This window comes from Micromonospora sp. D75 (assembly GCF_018070405.1).
GTDB lineage: Bacteria > Actinomycetota > Actinomycetes > Mycobacteriales > Micromonosporaceae > Micromonospora > Micromonospora chalcea.
The window spans coordinates 1-2,796 of sequence record NZ_JAGPXV010000713.1; the positions used below are offsets into that span (position 1 = coordinate 1).

The window sequence follows — 2,796 nt, forward strand, 5'->3', positions numbered from 1 at the left end:
CGATGCTCCAGCGGTCGCCGCCGGTTGGCATGACGGCAAGAAGCACCTGTGGCCACTGGCTCTTCTCGTGCCGGTGCTGCCGTTCCTGGCGTACGCGTTGTGGCAGGCCGGTGCGGGACCCGCTGCCTGGTGGCTCACCCCGGCGGTGGTCTTCGGACTCATCCCGGTCATCGACGTGCTGCTCGGTGACGACGGGGAGAACCCGCCCGACGACGTCGCCCGGCGGTTGCAGGAGGTCCGTTACTACCGCTGGATCACGTTCCTGTTCCTGCCGGTGCAGTACGCCGCCCTGCTGCTCGGAGCATGGGTCTGGACGCGTGGCGGCCTCGGTCTCGTCGGCGCCGCCGGCCTGGTCGCCACCATCGGAATCGTCAACGGACTGGCCATCAACACCGCACACGAGCTCGGCCACAAGCGCGAAACGGTCGAGCGGTGGATGTCGAAGATCGCGCTCGCGCCCACCGGGTACGGCCACTTCTACGTCGAGCACAACCGCGGACACCATGTCCGTGTCGCCACACCGGAGGATCCGGCCAGCGCCAGGCTGGGGGAGAGCTTCTACTCGTTCTGGCCACGTACGGTCTGGGGCAGCCTCATCTCGGCGTGGCGGCTGGAGACCGGCCGCTTCCGGCTGCGGCGCAAGAGTCCGTGGACGCTGCGCAACAACCTGCTCAACGCCGGGCTCATGACCGTCGTGCTCTTCGCCCTGCTGATCGCGGTGTTCGGGTGGCGGCTCGTGCCCTTCCTGCTCCTACAGGCGATCGTCGGCTTCTCGCTGCTGGAAGCGGTCAACTATCTCGAGCATTACGGACTGTGCCGCCGACGCACGGCCACCGGCCGCTTCGAGAAGGTCGACCCACGGCACAGCTGGAACAGCGACCGCGTCGTCACCAACGTGTTCCTCTTCCAGCTGCAACGCCACAGCGACCACCACGCCAACCCGCTGCGCCGCTACCAGACGCTGCGCAGCTTCGACGTCTCGCCGCGGCTGCCCGGAGGCTACGCCTCGATGGTGTTGCTCGCTCTCGTTCCGCCGCTGTGGTACCGGGTGATGAACCCACGGGTTCTGGCGCACTACGGCGGCGACCTGAACCTCGCCAATCGCAACCCCCGCGCCGAGGCCCGACTGCGGCGCCGCTACTAGACCTCGGCCCTGCGGCGCGAATTGCGAGCACCCTTCTTATTTGCATCGACCGGGATTACGCTCTGGGCCAGTCCTGAGGTGGATCACATCGGAGGTTCCTATGAGGAGAATGACCATCCGTCGCACTTCTGCGCTCCGCCTGGTGTCGGGCGCACGCCGGCTGTGGATCGAGTGGTGCTGGTAACTGCCGGTCCGGCGGGCGCTTCCGGGCGCCCGCCCCTGCGGCGGTGGGCCCTGCGGTGACCGGCGGGCCGGAACGTTACGACTGCCACCGCGACCACGGGCCGTACGCCGGGGTCTCGGTCTTTCTGGGTCGGGTCGCCGCCGACCGGCCCCGCCTGGCGGCCCGGCACGCGGTCGAACTGCGCGCGATCGCCCCCCGGCTCGATCCGGCGGCCCGGCCGGCCGCCGAGGAGGAGCCCATCCGCTTCCACCCCGCCCGCCGTACCGCCTGCCTTGCCTACGGCGCGGCGGAGTTGGTGGCGGCCTGGGCCGGCACGCTCCAGCGGCCGGTGACCGTCCGGTTCGATCACGTCGCCAGCGCCGACGAGACGACCACCGAGCTGCTGGACGCGCTGGCCCGCCGGCTCGGGCCTTCCCCGGTGCGCCTCGACCTGCGCGACGAGGGCGCCCCCGACCCGGCGCCCGACGAGCGCACCCCGCAGGCGCTGCGGCGGGCCCTGGGCGACAGCCTGGCCCGCGGCTACTACCACCACGCGGCCCGGGTCGCCCGGCGCGGGCGGGCGACGGTCACCCCCGACGGCGACCTGCGGCACTGGTGGGCGTTCACCACCGGCCTGGCCACCGCCCTGGCGGCCCTGAACCGGGCCGCCGAGGCGCTCGACCTCTACGACGAGGCGCGGGCCGTCACCGACGACCCGAAGATCACGATGTCGGCGGCGTACGCCACCGCCATGCTGCACGCCCGGCACCTGCCGGCGGCCGAGCAGGACCCGGCGCTGGCCCGGCAGTGGCTGGAGCGGGCGCTGTACCTCGCCGCCGAGCTGGCCGACCCACGCCAGCGGCTGTTGTCGACGGTCTTCTACGAGCAGGGCCTGGCGCTGCTGGACAGCCGGGCCGGCCGGCCCGACCGCGCGCTGCGGCTCGTCGACGACGGACTGGCCCGGCTGACGGCCGCGCTCGGGCCCGGCGAACGCCCGCAGGACCTGGCCCGGCTGCGCCACAACCGGGCGCAGGTTCACCTCGCGCTGGGCGACCCGGCGCGGGCGCTGGCCGACCTGGACACCGTGATCACGCACGACCCGGACAACTGCGAGTACTACGTGGACCGCGCCGCCCTCTACCGGGCGGCGGGCCGGACCCGGGCCGCGATCAGGGACTACGACGCCGCCATCCGGCTGGGACCGCACCTGCCCGAGGCGTACTACAACCGGGCCGTGCTCCACCAGGAGCGGGGCCGCCCCGAGCGAGCGCGCGCCGACCTGGAGCGGGTGCTCGCCATCGAACCCGGGCACCTCGACGCCCGGATCGCCCTGGTCAACCTGCACGTGGAGCGCGGCGAGCTCGACGCCGCCGAGGCCGGCGCACGGGCCGGGCTGGCCGGCGCTCCGCACGAGCCCGCGCTGCTGTGCACCCTGGGCCTGGTTCTCGCCGAGCGCGGCCGGCCCGCCGAGGCCGACGAACTGCTCACC

General features: G+C 73.0%; 2 protein-coding genes. Both read left to right on the top strand.

All coding sequences use genetic code 11. The features are described from left to right. Positions 1 to 1,144 (top strand): alkane 1-monooxygenase (locus KBX39_RS28020; protein ID WP_247660685.1); only part of this gene is annotated, 1,144 nt, incomplete at its 5' end. A gap of 227 nt (positions 1,145 to 1,371) precedes the next feature. Continuing rightward, positions 1,372 to 2,796 (top strand): tetratricopeptide repeat protein (locus KBX39_RS34145; protein ID WP_312247499.1); only part of this gene is annotated, 1,425 nt, incomplete at its 3' end.